This is a genomic window from Enterococcus sp. AMC1157 (assembly GCF_058216555.1).
On the sequence record NZ_CM177099.1, the window covers coordinates 2,644,244 to 2,661,888 of the forward strand.

Annotated in this window: 21 protein-coding genes and 1 tRNA gene; 12 read left to right on the forward strand and 10 right to left on the reverse strand. The window is 34.2% G+C overall.

The window, feature by feature from the left end; all coding sequences use genetic code 11:
• Nucleotides 1-37 precede the first annotated feature (37 nt).
• The 3 genes from nrdH to AC4BBX_RS12935 form a co-directional block, all read right to left on the reverse strand.
• The gene (gene nrdH, locus AC4BBX_RS12925; protein WP_490454220.1) at nucleotides 38-262 is read right to left on the reverse strand and encodes a glutaredoxin-like protein NrdH; all 225 of its coding nucleotides are present in this window, start codon (nucleotides 260-262) and stop codon (nucleotides 38-40) included.
• Between the two features lie 320 nt (nucleotides 263-582).
• Nucleotides 583-1,116 (reverse strand): isochorismatase family protein, encoded by a 534-nt coding sequence (locus tag AC4BBX_RS12930; protein WP_490454221.1) that lies wholly within the window; start codon nucleotides 1,114-1,116, stop codon nucleotides 583-585.
• A gap of 32 nt (nucleotides 1,117-1,148) precedes the next feature.
• Nucleotides 1,149-2,150 (reverse strand): ROK family protein, encoded by a 1,002-nt coding sequence (locus AC4BBX_RS12935; RefSeq protein WP_490454222.1) that lies wholly within the window; start codon nucleotides 2,148-2,150, stop codon nucleotides 1,149-1,151.
• Nucleotides 2,151-2,318: 168 nt separating this feature from the next.
• On the opposite strand from AC4BBX_RS12935, the gene AC4BBX_RS12940 reads away from it, so the two are divergent.
• From AC4BBX_RS12940 to AC4BBX_RS12960, 5 genes are all read left to right on the forward strand, one after another.
• Nucleotides 2,319-2,507: a maltose acetyltransferase domain-containing protein gene (locus AC4BBX_RS12940; RefSeq protein WP_490454223.1), complete on the forward strand. Its 189-nt coding sequence runs from the start codon at nucleotides 2,319-2,321 to the stop codon at nucleotides 2,505-2,507.
• An 84-nt stretch (nucleotides 2,508-2,591) separates the two neighbouring features.
• The gene (locus tag AC4BBX_RS12945; RefSeq protein ID WP_490454224.1) at nucleotides 2,592-3,905 is read left to right on the forward strand and encodes an IS3 family transposase; all 1,314 of its coding nucleotides are present in this window, start codon (nucleotides 2,592-2,594) and stop codon (nucleotides 3,903-3,905) included.
• A 168-nt stretch (nucleotides 3,906-4,073) separates the two neighbouring features.
• Complete coding sequence (locus AC4BBX_RS12950; protein WP_490454225.1) at nucleotides 4,074-4,406, forward strand: DapH/DapD/GlmU-related protein; 333 nt, start codon at nucleotides 4,074-4,076, stop codon at nucleotides 4,404-4,406.
• Nucleotides 4,407-4,423: 17 nt separating this feature from the next.
• A complete protein-coding gene (locus tag AC4BBX_RS12955; protein WP_490454226.1) occupies nucleotides 4,424-5,221 on the forward strand; it encodes a Cof-type HAD-IIB family hydrolase in 798 nt (265 codons plus the stop codon).
• 538 nt (nucleotides 5,222-5,759) lie between these two features.
• Nucleotides 5,760-6,587 carry a dihydrodipicolinate synthase family protein gene (locus AC4BBX_RS12960; protein WP_490454227.1) on the forward strand — a complete coding sequence of 276 codons (828 nt, stop codon included), beginning with the start codon at nucleotides 5,760-5,762 and terminating at the stop codon, nucleotides 6,585-6,587.
• A 115-nt stretch (nucleotides 6,588-6,702) separates the two neighbouring features.
• On the opposite strand, the gene AC4BBX_RS12965 is transcribed toward AC4BBX_RS12960, so the two are convergent.
• Nucleotides 6,703-7,377, reverse strand: coding sequence for a YczE/YyaS/YitT family protein (locus AC4BBX_RS12965; protein WP_490454228.1), 675 nt, complete (start codon nucleotides 7,375-7,377; stop codon nucleotides 6,703-6,705).
• 99 nt (nucleotides 7,378-7,476) lie between these two features.
• Between AC4BBX_RS12965 and AC4BBX_RS12970 the strand changes: the two genes are divergently transcribed.
• Entirely contained in the window at nucleotides 7,477-8,250 is a 774-nt protein-coding gene (locus tag AC4BBX_RS12970) for an ankyrin repeat domain-containing protein (RefSeq protein WP_490454229.1), read from the forward strand.
• 249 nt (nucleotides 8,251-8,499) lie between these two features.
• Nucleotides 8,500-8,572 (forward strand) — tRNA-Lys (locus AC4BBX_RS12975).
• 336 nt (nucleotides 8,573-8,908) lie between these two features.
• Here the strand turns inward: AC4BBX_RS12975 and AC4BBX_RS12980 are convergent.
• From AC4BBX_RS12980 to AC4BBX_RS12995, 4 genes are all read right to left on the reverse strand, one after another.
• On the reverse strand, nucleotides 8,909-9,223 hold the full coding sequence (locus AC4BBX_RS12980) for a hypothetical protein (protein WP_490454230.1): 315 nt from the start codon (nucleotides 9,221-9,223) through the stop codon (nucleotides 8,909-8,911).
• Nucleotides 9,224-9,381: 158 nt separating this feature from the next.
• Complete coding sequence (locus AC4BBX_RS12985) at nucleotides 9,382-9,744, reverse strand: MurR/RpiR family transcriptional regulator (protein ID WP_490454231.1); 363 nt, start codon at nucleotides 9,742-9,744, stop codon at nucleotides 9,382-9,384.
• A gap of 127 nt (nucleotides 9,745-9,871) precedes the next feature.
• Entirely contained in the window at nucleotides 9,872-10,285 is a 414-nt protein-coding gene (locus AC4BBX_RS12990) for a ribosomal protein L7/L12 (RefSeq protein WP_490454232.1), read from the reverse strand.
• A gap of 75 nt (nucleotides 10,286-10,360) precedes the next feature.
• Nucleotides 10,361-10,915 carry a TetR/AcrR family transcriptional regulator gene (locus tag AC4BBX_RS12995; protein WP_490454233.1) on the reverse strand — a complete coding sequence of 185 codons (555 nt, stop codon included), beginning with the start codon at nucleotides 10,913-10,915 and terminating at the stop codon, nucleotides 10,361-10,363.
• A 180-nt stretch (nucleotides 10,916-11,095) separates the two neighbouring features.
• On the opposite strand from AC4BBX_RS12995, the gene AC4BBX_RS13000 reads away from it, so the two are divergent.
• Nucleotides 11,096-12,025 carry an alpha/beta hydrolase gene (locus AC4BBX_RS13000; RefSeq protein WP_490454234.1) on the forward strand — a complete coding sequence of 310 codons (930 nt, stop codon included), beginning with the start codon at nucleotides 11,096-11,098 and terminating at the stop codon, nucleotides 12,023-12,025.
• 51 nt (nucleotides 12,026-12,076) lie between these two features.
• Here AC4BBX_RS13000 and AC4BBX_RS13005 read toward each other — a convergent pair whose 3' ends face one another.
• Complete coding sequence (locus tag AC4BBX_RS13005) at nucleotides 12,077-13,591, reverse strand: flavocytochrome c (RefSeq protein ID WP_490454235.1); 1,515 nt, start codon at nucleotides 13,589-13,591, stop codon at nucleotides 12,077-12,079.
• A 363-nt stretch (nucleotides 13,592-13,954) separates the two neighbouring features.
• Between AC4BBX_RS13005 and AC4BBX_RS13010 the strand changes: the two genes are divergently transcribed.
• A complete protein-coding gene (locus tag AC4BBX_RS13010) occupies nucleotides 13,955-14,341 on the forward strand; it encodes a ChbG/HpnK family deacetylase (RefSeq protein ID WP_490454236.1) in 387 nt (128 codons plus the stop codon).
• A gap of 3 nt (nucleotides 14,342-14,344) precedes the next feature.
• Nucleotides 14,345-14,725, forward strand: a complete 381-nt coding sequence (locus AC4BBX_RS13015) for a hypothetical protein (protein ID WP_490454237.1) — start codon at nucleotides 14,345-14,347, stop codon at nucleotides 14,723-14,725.
• A gap of 50 nt (nucleotides 14,726-14,775) precedes the next feature.
• On the opposite strand, the gene AC4BBX_RS13020 is transcribed toward AC4BBX_RS13015, so the two are convergent.
• The gene (locus AC4BBX_RS13020; RefSeq protein ID WP_490454238.1) at nucleotides 14,776-15,390 is read right to left on the reverse strand and encodes a hypothetical protein; all 615 of its coding nucleotides are present in this window, start codon (nucleotides 15,388-15,390) and stop codon (nucleotides 14,776-14,778) included.
• Between the two features lie 251 nt (nucleotides 15,391-15,641).
• On the opposite strand from AC4BBX_RS13020, the gene AC4BBX_RS13025 reads away from it, so the two are divergent.
• Complete coding sequence (locus AC4BBX_RS13025; protein ID WP_490454239.1) at nucleotides 15,642-16,643, forward strand: DUF1002 domain-containing protein; 1,002 nt, start codon at nucleotides 15,642-15,644, stop codon at nucleotides 16,641-16,643.
• A 176-nt stretch (nucleotides 16,644-16,819) separates the two neighbouring features.
• The gene (locus tag AC4BBX_RS13030) at nucleotides 16,820-17,431 is read left to right on the forward strand and encodes a histidine phosphatase family protein (RefSeq protein WP_490454240.1); all 612 of its coding nucleotides are present in this window, start codon (nucleotides 16,820-16,822) and stop codon (nucleotides 17,429-17,431) included.
• Nucleotides 17,432-17,645 lie beyond the last annotated feature (214 nt).

The window sequence follows — 17,645 nt, forward strand, 5'->3', positions numbered from 1 at the left end:
AATCCAACGTCTAAATTGTAATTGTGGACACAAAAAATTAGCTAGCTAATTGACGAAGTTGGTCTGGGCGAAACCCAACAACTGTTGTAGCGTCAGATGTAATAATTGGCACACTTTGGTAACCTTGTTCTTTTAAAAAGTTGACTGCACTTGGATCATTGTCAATGTTGATTTCTTCAAAGCTAATATTGTTATCTGCTAAAAAGCGTTTTGCCATTTTACATTGCATGCAGTTGTTTTTTGAAAATAATTTGATATTCATATTAAGTTCCTCCCGGTTAAATTTCTCAATTAGTATATAAGAATAGTATAATGAACTTCTAGAGAAAGTCAATCGAAAAATACCATATATTGTGTTTGTGAATATCACTAAGCACTATTTGTTGTGGTTTTTTAAAAGTCTTTTTAGATAGACTATTGATGAATAAAGGGGTTTGAAATGTAACATGCTTTATATATTCTACCGAAAAAAATTCAAAAAGTAAAAAGAAATTTCGCATGTGAAAAACATCTCAAAAGAAGTCTTTAAAAAAGAAAAGAGGGGAGTAGAAAAACTCCAAGACCTCTTTTCAATGCAAATGTCTATTTGATAATTTTTAGAATTTTTTTAAATGTGTCCGTACCCGCAGCACCTAAAATTTCATAAATCAGGGTTTCGTTATTGGTAATGGAAGCACCTAAATCTCTCATGAGTTCCAATCCATGTTCGGCGTGTTCTTGGGTGCGAGAACTGATAGCATCCTTGACAACTTCCACATGATAGTCTGCTTGCAATAAATCTTTACAAGTTTGGTAGACACAGATGTGGCTTTCGGTACCAATTAAAACGACATTTTTAATCGCTTTATTTTCTAGATATTCTTGAATCTCAGGGATAAAGCCTGAGAAAGTTAATTTTTCGAAGGTAGGAGTCTCTCCTAAAGAACTCGTAATTTCAGGAATCGTATGACCTAAACCTTTTGGATATTGTTCGGTGATTATCATTGGAATACCAGATATTTGAAAGGCTTGAATGATTTGCTGGGCCTTAGAAATAATTTTTGCGCCTTGATAAATCGTTGGTTGCAGTTTTTCTTGCAAATCAATAATCAAAAGTAATGTATCTTCTTTGTTCATATCTTTTCCCTCCTTAGATGATGAAACCCAAATTAAAGTTGATAGGTACTGTCTTGATGAATGAGCCAGCGTAGGCCAAGAGTCAAAGCATCTTGAAAATGGTCAATAAATAAAATAGTTGGTTGATTCATTTGTTTACTTAAAATTTGTGAATTTTCGACTACCTCTAAAACAGTAGATTTACGAACAGATTCTGCTGAAATCACAAAAGAATTGGGTGCAATCACTGCATTATAAATTTCTAGAATTTTCACTAGGTTACCAACAAGCTCCATTTTATTGTTTGGTGTGTCAGAATCAATCAAGTGGGGGAGAAACTTAGCTTCACCCGCTAGGTTATGTCCTCCCTCTAAAATAGTTCCATTACTGTAGATCGTAATACCAGGCATACTATTTTCAGGATAAAAAATACCTACGATTGTATCCGAAAGAGCTATCTTGTGGGAAATCGTATAGCCGACAGTTAGCAAGTGAGCATCGTTTTGGATAACAATTGGAACCGGTGTGATATCCAAAAGAGCTTCAGCAATGTTCCATTGATCAAAAAGACTGTGCCAACTTGAGAGTACTTGACCGTCATATAGTTTTCCGGGAATCGATAAACTAATTTTATCAATCGGTATGGACTGACTTAGAAAATAATGAATTTTTTCAAGAAAAAGAGGAAGGGTAACTTGTTCAAAATTAATTTCTTCTTCTAATTGTACTTCGCCAGCTAAGTTGACGATTTTTCCTAGTAGAATTAAGAAGCGTTTTTCGTTTACTCTTTTTTCTTGAATACTTAATAGAAGGAATTGGTTTTGATTGTAATTAAAATGGTAGGTAATTGCCGGTCTTCCTAAAGATTGTTGGGTTAATTCTCCTTCAATCAATACCTCTTCTTCCACTAGTTGACTGACTAATGAATTAATTGTTACAACACTAATGCCTGTTTCTTTGGACATCTCCGCTTTTAATGCAGAACCTTTTGTAAATAATAGCTGCTTTAACAGCGTCAAATTCTTGTCACGAATTAAATTTTTGTTGTTTACCATCTTGTTCCTCACTCTTAATTAAATAGGTTAATTAATTCTATCTTAACTATAATATAGATGTGATAGGATGTAAAATTTTAATAGTAAGCAGAAAATAGATTGACAAGTAATAATATCATTAATATACTTAATTAAGAACTTTAACAAAAGATAGGAAGCAATTTGGATATGCGTAAACGAAAGGATTCAGGACAGCTATTTCTGGATAATTGTCAAGGTTTGACTGAAGAGCGCCAGCGTTCTCGGGTAACTCGGTATAAATTTAACCAAGTCAGTCCAGAAGATGAAGAAAATAGAGAATTACTGAAAAAAGAAATCTTTGGAAAAGAAACCAACGTCTTTAAAATGGACCCATAGATAAGGACAGTTTGAAAAAACACCTTACCTATAGGTCTGTTTTTGTGTACACTTAAGATAATAAATGACAGGAGGAATGACTAGATGACTGTAAAGTATTTTACACCAGAACAACTTGAAATCTTACTTGCCAATCCAAATGTAGTCACTGCGAGTTCAAAAGCAATTACCTATTCTGTTGATTTTAAAATGAAATTTATTGAAGAATATGAATTGGGAAAATCACCTTCACGTATTTTTGAAGAAGCAGGATTTGATGTTCAAGTACTCGGTACAGAGCGTATCAAAACAGCCACTTTTCGTTGGAAGAAAGCTGTAAAAAATGATGGGACTTTAGGATTACGAGATGCTAGAAAAGTAAAGAGCGGACGTCCATTAAAACGAACATTAACTCCTGAAGAACAAATTGCAAAATTAGAAGCAGAAAATCTTTATTTAAAAGGAGAATTAGATTTCATAAAAAAGTTAGAGCTGAGCGAAAAAGGAAATCGAACCAATAAGTTAACAGCAGAACTTACCTTTTCGCTCATCGAAGAACTTTCTAAGAAATCTAGTCGCTCCATCAGTTTATTTTGTCGCTTAGCAGGTGTCTCTCGTAGTGGTTACTATGCCTATAAGAAGCGTAGTTTTAACGTACAGAAACAGCATCGAGAATTGGTACTCAAAAAAACAATTGAACAAGCACTTGCCTTTCGTTCGAAAGACAAAGGCACGCGATCCATTGTGATGACACTCAAAAACACATTTGGAATTATCATGAATCGAAAGTGTGTTCAACGAATCTGTCGTAAGTTTGGGCTACTTTCATCTGTTAGAAAAGCAAATCCTTATCGAAGACTAGCCAAAGCTACGAAAGAGCACAGTGTTGTAGAAAATAAACTTAAACGAGCTTTCAAACCTGGTATAGCAGGAAAAGTTTTACTGACAGATATCACCTACCTTCCCTATGGAAATCAAGCTATGGCTTATTTGTCGACCGTTAAAGATGCACAAACAAATGAAATCTTGGCTTACCAACTTTCAAATAACTTAAAAATAGATTTTGTATTGAACACAATGACACAATTAGTTGAGAAACATGGGCATCGTTTAGATACAGAAGTATTGATTCATTCAGACCAAGGTTCCCACTACACAAGTCCTAAATTTCAAAAATTGGTAAAATCTTTTGGAATTACTCAATCGATGAGCAGACGAGGAAACTGTTGGGATAATGCCCCGCAAGAATCCTTTTTCGGTCATATGAAAGACGAATGTGATTTTGATAATTGTCAATCTTATAAGGAAGTTCAATCCGTAATAGACGATTATATGGATTACTATAATAATGATCGTGGACAATGGAATTTGAAAAAGCTGGCACCGATTGATTACCGGTACCAGCTAATAGCTGCCTAAAAATTATTGGTTTCTTTTTGAAGTGTCCTTGACTTAGGGTCCACTTTATTTATTGAAAGCCCTTTTTATTTTACTTATGGAACTAATATTGACATTGGCCATAACTGTTATATCAATTATAATTGCAATTTTATCGATGATGGTCAGATTACGATTGGGGGTACAGTCATGTTTGGTTCTAATGTAACTATTGCTACAGTAGGGCTTCCGATTCATCCTGAACATCGTCGATTCATGTATACCAAACCGGTAACGATTAAAAATAACTGTTGGATTGGCGCAGGATCGGTCATTAATCCTGGTGTCACCATTGGCGAAAATTCTGTGATTGGCTCTGGAAGTGTTGTCACCAAAGATATTCCCGCAAATAGTATCGCAGTAGGAAATCCGTGTCGGGTAATCCGTGAAATTAATGAAGAGGATTTAATGTATTATCAAACCGGTTGTCCGATTGATATCGAAGAACTGGAGCAAGTAAGACGTACGAATGAAAATACTTAAAAGAAATGAGGAAAATCATGATTAAATTAGTCATTACCGATTTAGATGGAACATTTTTAAATAGCCAAGGAGACTTTGATAAGGAACATTACAAGAAAGTTCGTCAATTGATGAATGAAAAAGAAGTTGTGTTTGCTGCTTGTACTGGGAAACAATGTGAACGAGTAGAAGAATTATTTGGTGAAGAATTAAGCCAGAATATCTGGATTTTAGGAGACAGTGCCACCAGAATCAAACATAATGGAGAATACGTTTATGAATCATTATTAAAAAATGAATTAGGCGTATCAATTATCGAAAAATTAGAAGAAATAGCGACAGATCATATTATCATTGCGTGTACCCCAACCGCTGCTTTCATTAAATCAACAACGCCAGAAACAGATGCTAAAATGATTCGCAGATCTTATGCAGTCGTAAAAACAGTCGATGACTATCAAGATATTCAAGAAGATTTCGTAAAAATTACGGTGTTTGATAATCAAAAAAGATGTTTTGAGCATGTAAAAGAATTAGATTCCTTTAAAGATCGTGCATATATCGTAGCTTCAGAAGCAGCTTGGATTGACATTTCTAAATATGGCGTGCACAAAGGAACAACAGTTGAAGAGCTACAAAAAATGCTTGGCGTGACTAAAGAAGAGACGATGGCATTTGGAGATGGCTTAAATGACCGTGAGTTGCTAGAAACAGCTACTTACAGTTTTGCGATGAGTAATGCTTTTGAAGAAATTAAAGAAATTGCTGCCTTTGTGACCAAGTCAAATGACGAAAGTGGTGTTTTGACAACGATTGAGAAAATTTTAGCCTTATAAAAATCAATGAAACGATCTCGAAAAAAGAGATCGTTTCATTTTTTTGTTTGTGGAAATGAGGGAGATTCTATTTGAAAAATAATACGCAAGCACAGTCCACGGCTCGAAAAAAGAAGAAACTCGAACGGTGGCAAGCTCCACTGTTCGAGAAACAGAAAAAATCGCACACAAACTTGCTCTTTTGTTCGAGAAACAGAAAAAATCGCACACAAACTTGCTCTTTTGTTCGAAAAACAGAAAAAGTCGTACACAAACTCACTCTTTTGTTCGAAAAACAAAAAAAGTCGCACATAAACTTGCTCTTTTATTCGAAAAACTAAAAAAATCGCACACAAACTTGCTCTCCGCTTCGAAAAAGAAAAATTCTATCCAAATCCAGTCTTCCATCACCACTACTTTTTTATTACAGTCAAATAAATTAAGTTCTATCTAATTTTTAATAGAACAAAAAATTTATTCATTCTAATCTAGTTGATTGTGTTCTGAGAAAAAGTATTGAATAATAAAAGAAAATCTATTGGGAAGAGAGGAGATTTTCATGAAATATGATTTAAAACATTCGTATCATGTAGCTGTTCCAACGGCTTTTCATGAGGACGAATCATTGAATGTAGCGGCAACGATAGAACATATTTTGTATTTGCAAAGTCAAAAGGTATCCTCGGTTTTAGTTTGTGGAACGACAGGAGAACAACATAGTTTGTCTTTGGAAGAAAAACGACAATTAGTGGAAAGTATTGAAAAAGAGGAAAGCTTCCATCCAGAATTTGAAATAATTTTTGGCATTTCAAGTATCAGACAACAAGAAGCGATGAGCTTAGCAAAAATAGTTAGTAATTCTAAAAAAATCTCAGGTGTCCTGGTAGGTTTTTCGCCGTATATTATTCCTAACCAACAGGAAGCGAAAATTTATATCAAAAATATTGCTCAACAAGTCAATAAACCAGTCATCATCTATAATAATCCTAGACGTACAGGTTTTGATTTAAGTGTAGATTCTGCAAATGAGTTATTCCAACTGCCAATTATTATAGGAATAAAAGAAGCAGGAGAGCCAACTAAGGTTAGTCAATTTATCCAACCAGAAGGTAAGGCCTTTTATATTTACGCTGGTGGTGAAGATAATTTAGCTAAAAAAGTCAGATTAGGATTTACTAGGCTGTCTTCAATTGGTGGCAATGTTTTCCCAAGCGAAATTAAGACTTGGTTTAATGAACTTTTGCTTCATCAATCTGAAGCAAGTTTTTGCTATCAACGTGAATTGGATAATATTTTTGCCTCAAGTCCTCTTCCAGCATTAAAAAAAGCAATTAAAGAACATGGAAAAATTGATTTGGGCGTTTGTCGTTCACCTTTAGGAAATTGATAGAAAAGTTCCGCTCTAAAAATTTATGTAGATAAATGTCTACTATGTATATAAAAAAGCCGTAAGAATTTTGATTATAGAATCAATTCTTACGGCAATCATTTTATAGAATAGATTAATAGTCTGTTGGTTTTTCCGAAAGCGTACTATTATCGGCTACGGAAGGGGCAAGCGTTTCAGGCGTTGCAAAAAGATTTTTTGACCAACCAATCGCACCGGATAATAAAAATAGACTAATTAGAGTTCCTTCACGAACAAATAGGGGAAGTGAAAATGAATACGTTAGTAATAAAGAAAATCCCACGCAAAGAATGTCAAAACTATAACGATAAAATGAAAAACTTTTTTGAGTTCGATCTGAAACTAATAGACAGAAGTTTTCAATTGGAAATTTTAATAGGTCTAAACGTAATACTTGCCCTGTTCCAAGACCACCAATGATCGTCCCTAGGGCAAAAATTAACAGACGAAAACCATAAGAAGTGAAAGTTACCTGAGAAAGAAAAGAGTATAAGAAAAGATTGATAATTTCACCAAAACTAACTAGAGAAACCAACATCAGTAGATAGTGTTTTTTATCTCTTTTTGCATCCATCAGCCAACAAACCCCAAGAAAAAATAAATTAAATATCGTTGTAACTGTCCCGATTTTTAAATGAAGCACATCTGCTAAAGCCGTATTCAAAGCATTAAAGCTGCTGACACCAACCATCGCTTTAATGCACAGACTAATTCCTAGCGCACTGATAAAATAAAAGAAAAGAGAATGACTAACTTTTTTTATGGACATAAGATTCCTCCTGAATAAGTGTTTATGCTATTATATGCTAAAATTGAACATAAAAGCATGAGATTTTTTATCTTTAGGAGAAATAAGTGGAAAAATTTTATGAAAATCAAGCAAAAGATATTACTAAGTATGACCATGTTCCTTTTAGTAGGGTGTAGTGAGAAACTTGAAACAGCAGTAGAGGAATTATCAGTTCCAATAGATAGTTTTGTTAAAGATTCAGAGATAACTTCAGATAGTATCGAATCAACTAGTCAGAGTACAGGAGGAGAAACAATGAGTTATTCATCAGGAAGTTTAATCAAAGCAGTGGAAGAAAACAATTTGACTCTTGTCAAAGAAATCTTACAAGACAAAAATTATGATAAAGACGAAAGAAACAATCAAGGAGAGTCAGCACTTTTGATTGCTACTCACGAAAATCAGATCGAAATTGCCCAAGCCTTGATTACGGTAGGAGCCGATGTCAACTTACAAGACCATACTCAGGACAGCCCCTATCTATACGCAGCTACCCAAGGGAAAACCGAAATTCTTAAATTTATGATGGAAAACAGTACACCAAATCAAACGGTTTTTAATCGTTTTGGAGGCAACGGTCTGATTCCCGCAGCTGAAAAAGGGCATCTTGATAACGTTCGTTTATTGTTAGCAGATGATTCAGTAGATATTGATCATCAAAATAATTATGGTTATACGGCGTTAATCGAAGCAGTCGCTTTAAGAGATGGATCGGAAAATTATCAAAAGATTGTTCAAGAGTTAGTAGATAATGGAGCCGATCAGACACTGCGAGATAAACTATGCCAAAACGGCAGAAGATTATGCCAAAGAGTTGGGTTATCAAAAGATGTTAGAGATTTTGCAGAGTAACTAAGTAGAAAAAAACGTATCAACTTTTAACAAGATAAAAATTAAGAATAAAAGATACCTAACCAGAAAACTCGAGTGATTGTTAAGTTTTCTGACTGTTTTTGTATTTTTATCTCGTAGTCTATTTTATGGATGTTAATCTTGTTCAAAAATTACTTTTTGAAATGATAATTAAAAATGAGAAAATTATTTTCCTCTTCTCTTGAAAATTTAAAATCAGAATGCTACTATAAACAGGTAGTTTGATAGGGGGGCATAGCTCAGTTGGTAGAGCAAATGACTCTTAATCATTGGGTCTAGGGTTCGAGTCCCTATGCCCCCATGGGTGCCAAACCCACGAAGCCGGAGAATTGTTGGTGCGAAAGCATTTCGAAAACAATTCTCGCGGCTTCTTTTTTTGTTGATATGACAAGGTTTTGAACCGATTTAGATAAGAAAGTAACTACTAAAAATAGACTATGACACAAGTGTTTTTTCAAATACCTATGCCATAGTCTGTTTTAATGTGAACTCTTAAAAATTTTTTGCCAATAAAATGCCAACACTTTTCTTTTTTTATCTCTAAATAGTCTAATTTAAAAAAATTTTATTCCTCAGTAACAGCAACTAAACCTTCACGATTATCATCACTATTTTTACTAATAATCACTTTAAGATTTTAACCTTCAAAATAGGTTGTTACAACCAAAGATTCACTCTCTTCATTCTCAACGATTCGTGTATCTTCTATATCCAATTTATCTAGTTGGGTTTCAATGAGGAATGTTGTATCCGCATAAGAATCTGAAGTAGAGTAAAGCAATTGATTCGGAGTGGACAGCTTGATACTACTATTGTCTGCTAGAAAATGATTTTCTAGATTGATTGATACTAAAGATAGGGAATTAGAAGAATCTTCTGTGGAACTAGTTTCTTGAACTGCTGAACTTTCGCTAGTTGCTTCAGAGATGTCATAATTTTGGTGAGAACTCATCGCTGCTTCTTGATACATGGTATTTTGAATAGTGAAAATTTCCGCCGACTTTTGGATATGTCTTAATTTGAAAACAAATTCTTCTCCAAGAAAAAGTAAGTTAGATAAAGCAAAAAACTTGAATGTTTTTTGTTGCTTTAATAGGAGGGTAGCTTGCTCTAATTGTTTGGATTGATAAGAGAGAGGCTATCGGCGAGACTTTCTTTTTTTAGCTGAGCTAATTTTCCAGCGATATCTTGAATAGAGTCGTCTTTTACAAACGGCTTATTTGCATCCAAATCTTGAAAATTTGAACGTAAGTAACGAATTTCTTCCAAATATGCTCTTTTGAATTCAGTCCATCCATTAAAGCCTAGTTTCTTAGCAATTCGAACTAGCACAGATGGAGAAGTATAGGTTTCTTCGGCAATTTTTGTCGTTGAGCAAAATTCAATTTGATCTTGTTTGGAAGAAATAAAATCCAAGACAAGCTGTTCATTGGAAGAAAAGGAGATCGTCTGAATTTTTTCTTGTAAAAGCATGGGATTCACCACGTTGTTTAGTACCTCAATAGTACGTTAAGTTTATAGTTGAATCAAGAAATGAATAACAGCTAAACACACAAATAAAAACAGATTTTCAAGAAATAAGAAAATCTGTTTCTATTGATTAAATTGTATTATTGATCCGATCTACAAATTCTTTGGCTTCTTTTAAACCATAACCTGTTTGTTCACGAACATATTTTACCATTTGAATGTTACCCGCACCATTTTTTAATTGTTCACGGACAATCGTAAAGAGCTCTTCTTCATTTGGGGGAACAGTGGGGATGACGGATTGTCTTTCCACAAATTCCTTGGCTGCTTCCAATCCCAGTCCTGTTTCATCGCGAACAAATTTTATGACAGCAATTTTATTTTCACCTGTGGCTAAGCGGCTTTGAACTTCCGGTAAAATTTCATGAGGTTCTCTTTTAATTGAAGAAGACTCATCCAAATCCCGTCTATCTCGTAGCCATTGCCCAATGAAATAAATAATCCCGACAGCTAATAGTAGAATTAGCAATAATTGAATACGCATCTTTTTCACCTCGTTTTCTTTGATAATTTAATTGTACCATATCAATAGAAAGGGAGATAATGATGTCCTTTTTCACTAAGATAAGTTGTGCTCTACTAGCTTACCAACTTGATCAGCTAAATTATTTATGTCAGTATTTTCGGCATCTTCTAAGTACATTTCGATAACCCCAATAATGGCCATACCTAAAAATCGTAAGTAAACATCATCGGTTAATCCATTTCGCTGAATTTTTTCGTGATCAATTTTAGATCCGATATCTGTAGTGATAATCGTTAGTAATTGACTTCGAAAAGAGTTCGTTGCATTGCCATTAAATAAAGTAGAAAAGAATTCTCTGTTTTGTTGGAAATAACCAAACCAAATACGGCTACCTTCAACAATACTTAAGTCTTTTTTTTGAAGACAGATTTCTTTTAAATCTTCTAAATGCTCTTCAATTAATTTATCGAGCAAATCAAATTTATCCATATAATGTAGATAAAACGTTCGATTACCAATATTGGCACCTTCACAAATATCTTTGACGGTAATTTTATCAAAGGTATTTTCTGTTAATAATTCAATGAACGATATTTTAATTGCCGCTTGGGATTTTAAAATTCTACGATCAATTTTTGTTTTTTCCATAAGTTCCTCCTTTTTATTACGTGATTTATTATTTTTCGTGCATTAATGCTTCGTTGTTTTATATTTGGTTATTGAAATAGTGAAGTTCCTATTTTATATTATACACATAAATTAATTAATGCGCTATAGAGTATTAATTAATTTAAGAAAATTAATTAACGAAAAGGAGAAATGTTTATTATGAAACAATCTGTAACATTTCCAAATGCTGGTTTAACAATGGCTGCAAAATTATATCTACCAGAAAACTTCGATGAAAATCAAACTTACTCAGGGATTGTTGTTGTTCATCCCGGTCGTGGAGTAAAAGAACAAACAGCAGCTATTTATGCTGAAAGATTAGCAAACAATGGTTTTGTGATAATTACGTTTGATGCAAGTTATCAAAGACGTAGTGAGGGAGAACCTCGCAATATAGAGGACCCAGCTGTACGTACAGAAGAGATTAGTCGTTCCATTGATTATTTAGTAACACTAGATTATGTAGATGAAAACCGAATTGGAGCTGCAGGGGTTTGTGCAGGTGGTGGTTACACGATTCATGCTGCCAAAACAGAACGTCGTATCAAAGCAGTTGCTGGGATTGCACCAGCAAACGTAGGAGCAACTTTCCGTGGTGCTTTTGGACCAGAAGAAAATTTACTTGGTATGTTAGAGCAAATAGGTCAACAACGTACAGTGGAAGCTCGTGGAGCAGAAGTAAATGAAGTGAAATGGGTTCCAAATTCACCAGAAGAATTAAAAGAATCAGGAATGACTGATATTGACTTTGTTGAAGCAGTAGATTACTATCTCACAGATCGTGGTTTCTGTCCATTATCATCAAATCTAGTACCATTTACTAACTATGCGGCAATTTTAGGATTTGATACGAATATTTTATTAGAAAAATTCTTAACTCAACCATTACAAATTATTGTTGGTGATAAAGTTGGTGCGTTCATGTCATATCGTAATGGATTTGAAGTTTACACTCGTGCAGATTCAAAAGAAAAAGACATTATGGTATTGCCAGGAATTAGTCACTATGATTTATATGATCAACCAAAAGCAGTAGATCCTGCAGTTGAAAAATTAACAGAATTCTTTGGTAAATATTTAGCTGAATAAGCATACAAAAAGCGTAGGGGAATTTTTCCCTTACGCTTTTAATCATTAAATTTATTTTACTAATTCAGCCGCTTGAGTACCTGCTTGACGACCAAAAATGATAATGTCTGCTACTGCATTTCCACCAATTCGGTTGCTTCCATGAATTCCACCAGTTACTTCTCCAGCGGCATAAAGTCCTGGAATAACGGCATCTTCGTTATTAATTACTTGAGTGTTGGTATTAATTTTTACGCCACCCATTGTATGGTGAATACCTGGAGCAATTGGAATAGCATAGAATGGACCAGTAGATAAATCATTATCCATAGCTGTCTCACGTCCAAATGCACTGTCTTCTTTGTCGGCAACTGCCTGATTCCAAGTAGCTAACGTTTCTGATAAGTTTTCTTCTGAAACGCCAATTTCTTGTGCTAATTCTTCAATAGTATCTGCAGAAGTCGTTAAGCCTTGTGATTCATAAAAATCGATGGCTTTTACTCGATCTTTTAAAGAAGCATCAAAGATTAGGAAAGCAGATTGCTCTGGTAAAGCAATAATTGCTGCTGAAACTTTGTCACGTGTTTCCATTTCATTAAAGAAACGATTTCCATCATGATTCACTAAAATGGCACCCTCACCACGAACTGCTTCTGTAATTAATAATGATTTTGATTGATCCACTGTCGGATGGATTTGAATTTGATCTAAATCAACGGTTTGTCCACCTAATGCTTGAATCATTTTAATCCCATCACCTGTTGAACCTTCTTGATTTGTTGTTACATAGCCATCAAGCTCTGGTTTATTTTCTTTCACCATTTCCATATTAGCCCCAAATCCACCAGTCGTTACGATAACTGCTTTGGCCGAAATTGTTTTTTCTTCACCATTGATTGTAGCTATGACACCATCCACCGTTCCATCGGTTTCTGTAATCTCAGAAACATCTGCATTTACGAATAATGGAATTTCTCGTTCATGGACGTTTCTTAGTAAGCCATCCACCAAATATTCACCGACTGCTGATCCATCGGTTGGACGATGAGTTCTTCGTTCACTCATGCCACCTGTAGTTGTTAAATTGTCTAACGTAATTCCCATAGAGTCTAACCAGTCGATAGCATCAGCTGAATGATCTACAAAATAGCGTAGCAATTCTTGATCGTTAGTATTTCCACCACCAGCTAAAGATTCTTCAAAAAACTTATCATTTGAATCCTCAATACCTTCTGCTTCTTGGAATTTTGTTTCTGAAGCATTCATTCCGGCAGATGATTTTAAGGTATTCCCACCAGCAATTGGCATTTTTTCTAAAATAACTGGATTTGCACCTGCTTCTTTTGCTTGAATAGCAGCGGCCATTCCTGCACCACCAGCACCAACAATAATAATGTCATAACTATCTTTTAGCTCTGATGGATCAGTGTATTCTTGAACCGAAGCCCCTGAAGTTACATCCGATGATTCAGTTGAAGTTTCAGCTGGAGCAGATGAGCTAGAACCTGTTGAACTTGTTCCACCTGTACCACAAGCCGTAAACAATAAAGCTGAAACGATTAACAAACTACTTAAAACTTTTTTCATTTTTAAATCCCCCTAAAATTATTTCCGAAGATAGTATAATACATCACAAACACATTGTAAATAAATATGTGAAAAAAGTAATTTGATGTTTGGTTATTAAATGGTTCGGATAACTTTATAAAAGTAAATGTTTGACGGGAATAGAAAATAAATATTGAACAAATATAAAAAAAATGTGAAGATTTGAGTATATTTATTTCTTTAAAAATTGTATATTTCTGTTGGAAAAAAATTCGTATAAAAAAAAGAATGAATTTCACTAAAAGAAATTTAAGAAGAGTATATTTCTATTAAAGTGCTTACAAAATAAATTTGTGGTAGCATTAAAATTAATTTGAATAGAATCTGAAAGGTAGAGAAAGAATGAAAAAAATCTTAATTCGTGCAGATGATCTAGGTTATTCTGAAGCAGTGAACTACGGAATTGAGAAGTCAGTAAAGGATGGACTAATAGCTAGTGTCGGTGTTATGACAAACATGCCTGCATCAAAACATGGTGTCAATTTATTAAAAGATGAAGATATTGCTTTTGGTCAACATACAAATATTTGTGTGGGAAAACCGTTATCTGATCCTGACTTGATTCCATCTTTAGTAACAGATGAAGGCTTTTTCAAATCTTCCAAAGATTTTCGATCTTCGGATATAGATTTTGTTGTTTTTGAAGAAGCACTAATTGAAATTGAAGCTCAATATAAAGCTTTTCTTTATTTAGTAGAAAACCAGATTATTTCGCAGGCCATGCGGTAGTGAGTGATAACTTTTTTAGGGCTTTTGGAATTTTTTGCCAAAGAACATGAGCTAACCTATTTTGGTTTACCGGAGAATGTTGATCCGAATAACATGAGAAATCGGGAATTTGTTTATGTAAATGGAACAAAAGTCTTTTTAACAATGGAAGCGATGTTCCCTGATTATGACCCTAGACAAACATTTATGACAGTGATTGAAAATCTTTCGAGTGATGGTATCGGTATGATGATTTTTCATCCAGGTTATTTAGATGACTTTATTTTAAAAAATTCTTCTCTTTTAATTCCCAGAACACAAGAAGTTGAGATGTTAATTCATCCTAAATGGAAAGGAATATTACAAGAAAAGAATATAGAGTGTGTTGATTTTAGAAATCTGTAAAATTAAAAAAGCCAACCAAAGTTTTTTCAAAAATTTTGGTTGGCTTTTTTTTAATTTCTATGTTTATATTTTTCGTGAATAAATTTTTCACCTGCTGTGGCGTCTTGAGTTTCCAAAAATTCGATATTTTTTTCTCGGGTTACTTGTAGCAATTCTTCAGTAAGTGCGTCTGGCTTTTCAAAATAGCTCAAACGAATTTGCAACAGCTGAAAACCAGCATGGTTATAAGTAAGTGGGGAGTAATTTGTAAATTTATCATCGACTATTTTATCCGTGAGAATATAAAAATTATCTCCTACAAGAATTGGTGAGTACTCATTGGGAACATTTTTTGCTGTGACTCGTAAAATGGCTATAACGTCCGTCCAATTATAAGTAAGTTCACCATGTCGAAGTGTTTGTGGAGTGACTTCTAAAAGAGAATCTAGTTCTCTTAAGGTGTCTGCTCTTTTGCGCAACGATTGTGGAAGAACAAAAGTAAAGACTAAGATTCCACCCAGAGCAACAATCAGTGCAATGAGGGCGATTTGGGTCTGTCCAGTAAAATAAAAATAAGCGGCAACAGCTAAGATAATGAAATCTGAGATAATTCCTATCAACTGGATTCGTTTTATTTGTTCTTCACTGTTTTCACTAAACTGACGATTTTTTTGATATTTAGCCATAAAGACCTCTCCTTTTTTAGTGAGTAGCTGATTTTTTCCTTACTTTAACTGTAACAAATCACCTAAATAAACAAAATTATCTTGCCTGTAGAAATGTCTTTTTTAGTAACAATTCATCAAGATTTCTTTAAATTTAGGGCAAAAATTGGATTCATCTTTGAATATCAAAATATCTAAGGCTACAATGTTTATTATAAACAAGTAATTATGAGAAAAAATAAACAGATAAAATATTGAAGTGAGGGTAAAAAATGAATACTAAAAAAATAATTGGCACTACTTTAATGGCGAGTATCTTATTGCCATTTACTTTATCAGTAACGACAGTTTTTGCTGATACAACTAAAGCAAAAGATGAAGGCTGGGATATTCCAAGTGTGGCTTTAGGAAATGGTTTAACAGAGAATGAGCAAGCTCAAACACTTGAACGATTAAAAGTGACGGAATCTGCTTACAATACATTTTTTGTTGATGGAGATGATTTAGTTAAATATGTAACTGATGTCCCTTCATTTACGTCAGACTCTAAAGCCTATTCTAGCGCTTATATGGTTCGAACATCAGAAGGCTCTGGTGTCAATGTAACTATTGAAACGCCGGAGAATATTACTTCTCGAACTGAAGCAAACTATCGTAATGCAGCCATTACTAGTGGTGTCTATGATGCGGATATTCGAATTGCATCAGTTAGAGTCATGGATGGTAGTGGTGCACTTGCTGGAATTTATAAAATTTATGATGAAGTAGAGCCGGCAGCTACCGAAGAAGAAGCACAAGAACGTGCAGAAAATCGAGAAGTAGCACAGGAAGAAAGTTCAGTGGTCTCAGAAATTACTGAAGAAAATCAAGACAATGAAAATTTCTCTGATGATAATTTAGCTGTGGCTTTGGCAGAAATTAAATTAGAGCTACAAAAGATAAGAGAAGAATTGGCTAATTTAAATGAAGCTGAGGGCCGTGAAAGAGTGAAGACGATTGTCATTGAACAATTGAATATCCAAGGTTTAGAAAATGTGTTGAATACAAATCAAATCGAGGCTTTATCAAATACAATGTATAACTTCTCTCAAGCACCAGTTATCAATAATGAACAAATTACCGAGCAATTGAATAATTTGAAAGATGATTTAATTGAAAATGGTCGCAATTTTATTGATAATGCTAAAGATCGATTGAATAGTGAAGAAACAAGAGGATTTTTCGCAAACTTGTGGGAAACAATTCGTTCATTTTTTGCAGGTTGGTTTAATTAGATCATAAATAAATGAGTAAACAATAAAATATCCGAACGATAAAAAGTTGCTGAAGAGATAATAATTCTTTCTGAAAGGTTTACCTAAACTAGGTAAAAATACAGCCGACTTGTTCGGATGTTTTTCTTATTTATGGAAATCAATTACGTTATGCTAGGAATAATCAGGAGGCAGTTATGGCAAGATTATATTTTGTAAGACACGGTTTAACTAAAAACAATACCCTTCATCGATTCAATGGGAGCCATGCCAACGCTTCTCTATTGCCTGAAGGAAGAATCCAAGCAACAAGATTAGGTGAAGTATTAGCAGTGACTTCTTTTACAGGAGTGTATACTAGTCCGCAATTACGTGCACTGGAAACCGCAGTAGAAATCATAAAAGTAAATGCAAATTGGCAAGGGGAAATCATTCAAGATTCGTTATTGAAAGAAATTGACTTCGGTGAATGGGACGGAGAATTGTTGGAAGATAAACGGAATCATCCTCAATTAAAAAATTTACAATACTATCCAGAAAAATATGATCCTTCTGAATTTCAAGGAGAAAGTTACTTAGCGCTAATTGACCGTGGGAAACAATTTCTCACAGGCCTTGCATATGGCAAAGAAGAGAATCATTTAATTGTGGCACATGGAGTTCTGTTGACAACTTTAGGACAGATTTTACAGCAAAAAGAGATTAGTCGGATAAGAGAAGATGGACTTTTGGCGAATGCTAGTTTGACGACCTTTGAAACTGATGGTGAGAATTTTGAATTGCTAGCTTGGAATCAAGTGTATAGTTAGTTTTAAGTGAACCGTTCTAAGTTTTGTTCTGAATGATTCAGACACTAAGATGATAGTTACTATTCACAGTTACCTTTAACAATTGATTGGTTACTGGGCGTGTGAAGCTTGAAAGCTCCAAGACTACAGGCTTGGAGTGGTTCCAAGCTGACCTAAGCAAGCCTCTCTCGCAGTGAAGCGTCAAATTTGCTGTGAATAGTAACAGATGATAAAG

Bases quoted from the DNA above. Each gene is read 5' to 3' on its own strand.
- AC4BBX_RS12935 (WP_490454222.1), bottom strand. From the start codon at position 2,150: ATGGTAAACAACAAAAATTTAATTCGTGACAAGAATTTGACGCTGTTA.
- AC4BBX_RS12995 (WP_490454233.1), bottom strand. From the start codon at position 10,915: ATGGAAAAAACAAAAATTGATCGTAGAATTTTAAAATCCCAAGCGGCA.
- AC4BBX_RS12970 (WP_490454229.1), top strand. From the start codon at position 7,477: ATGAAAATCAAGCAAAAGATATTACTAAGTATGACCATGTTCCTTTTA.
- AC4BBX_RS12955 (WP_490454226.1), top strand. From the start codon at position 4,424: ATGATTAAATTAGTCATTACCGATTTAGATGGAACATTTTTAAATAGC.
- AC4BBX_RS12980 (WP_490454230.1), bottom strand. From the start codon at position 9,223: ATGAGTTCTCACCAAAATTATGACATCTCTGAAGCAACTAGCGAAAGT.
- AC4BBX_RS13030 (WP_490454240.1), top strand. From the start codon at position 16,820: ATGGCAAGATTATATTTTGTAAGACACGGTTTAACTAAAAACAATACC.
- AC4BBX_RS13000 (WP_490454234.1), top strand. From the start codon at position 11,096: ATGAAACAATCTGTAACATTTCCAAATGCTGGTTTAACAATGGCTGCA.
- AC4BBX_RS12965 (WP_490454228.1), bottom strand. From the start codon at position 7,377: ATGTCCATAAAAAAAGTTAGTCATTCTCTTTTCTTTTATTTTATCAGT.
- AC4BBX_RS12985 (WP_490454231.1), bottom strand. From the start codon at position 9,744: ATGCTTTTACAAGAAAAAATTCAGACGATCTCCTTTTCTTCCAATGAA.
- AC4BBX_RS13020 (WP_490454238.1), bottom strand. From the start codon at position 15,390: ATGGCTAAATATCAAAAAAATCGTCAGTTTAGTGAAAACAGTGAAGAA.
- AC4BBX_RS12960 (WP_490454227.1), top strand. From the start codon at position 5,760: ATGAAATATGATTTAAAACATTCGTATCATGTAGCTGTTCCAACGGCT.
- AC4BBX_RS13005 (WP_490454235.1), bottom strand. From the start codon at position 13,591: ATGAAAAAAGTTTTAAGTAGTTTGTTAATCGTTTCAGCTTTATTGTTT.
- AC4BBX_RS12990 (WP_490454232.1), bottom strand. From the start codon at position 10,285: ATGCGTATTCAATTATTGCTAATTCTACTATTAGCTGTCGGGATTATT.
- AC4BBX_RS12930 (WP_490454221.1), bottom strand. From the start codon at position 1,116: ATGAACAAAGAAGATACATTACTTTTGATTATTGATTTGCAAGAAAAA.
- AC4BBX_RS12940 (WP_490454223.1), top strand. From the start codon at position 2,319: ATGCGTAAACGAAAGGATTCAGGACAGCTATTTCTGGATAATTGTCAA.
- AC4BBX_RS13010 (WP_490454236.1), top strand. From the start codon at position 13,955: ATGAAAAAAATCTTAATTCGTGCAGATGATCTAGGTTATTCTGAAGCA.
- AC4BBX_RS12945 (WP_490454224.1), top strand. From the start codon at position 2,592: ATGACTGTAAAGTATTTTACACCAGAACAACTTGAAATCTTACTTGCC.
- nrdH (WP_490454220.1), bottom strand. From the start codon at position 262: ATGAATATCAAATTATTTTCAAAAAACAACTGCATGCAATGTAAAATG.
- AC4BBX_RS13025 (WP_490454239.1), top strand. From the start codon at position 15,642: ATGAATACTAAAAAAATAATTGGCACTACTTTAATGGCGAGTATCTTA.
- AC4BBX_RS12950 (WP_490454225.1), top strand. From the start codon at position 4,074: ATGTTTGGTTCTAATGTAACTATTGCTACAGTAGGGCTTCCGATTCAT.